The sequence below is a fragment of the Mesorhizobium sp. M5C.F.Ca.IN.020.32.2.1 genome, assembly GCF_004023105.1.
GTDB classification, from domain to species: domain Bacteria; phylum Pseudomonadota; class Alphaproteobacteria; order Rhizobiales; family Rhizobiaceae; genus Mesorhizobium; species Mesorhizobium wenxiniae.
The window spans coordinates 1-482 of the sequence record NZ_RZSX01001652.1; the positions used below are offsets into that span (position 1 = coordinate 1).

General features: G+C 60.4%; 1 protein-coding gene. It reads left to right on the forward strand.

What is annotated here, in order from left to right; translation table 11 throughout:
- Nucleotides 1-6: 6 nt before the first annotated feature.
- On the forward strand, nucleotides 7-482 hold a 476-nt coding region (locus EOA86_RS37975), incomplete at its 3' end, for a GMC family oxidoreductase (RefSeq protein ID WP_164892475.1).

Below are 482 nucleotides of genomic sequence, written 5' to 3' on the forward strand. Positions count from 1 at the left end.
GATCTGATGTCACGACACGGATCAGCGATCTTTGGCATATTTCCTCGGACGGATCCCATCGTTGTCAAATGCGATTACGTCGTTGTTGGTGGCGGCACGACAGGTTGCGTTGTCGCCGCACGTTTATCCGAGGACGCCGATCGCTCGGTGCTGATGCTGGAGGAAGGACCGCGTGACCTGAACCCCTATATCCATATTCCCGGGGCCTACTACAAGACCGCGCAGGGCCCGTTGTTGAAACGCCTCGAATGGGAGCCGACCGCCGCGCAGGCGCGTACGGACAAGCCAACGATGGTGCAGGCCCGCGTGCTCGGCGGCGGCAGTTCAGTCAACGCGATGATCTACATTCGCGGCAATCCCGGAGACTACGCCAAGTGGGAAACCCTGGGGGCGAACGGCTGGGGTTACAACGACGTGCTGCCCTACTTTCTCCGCTCAGAGGACAACAACCGGTTCTGCAACGAGGTGCATGGGCTTAGCGG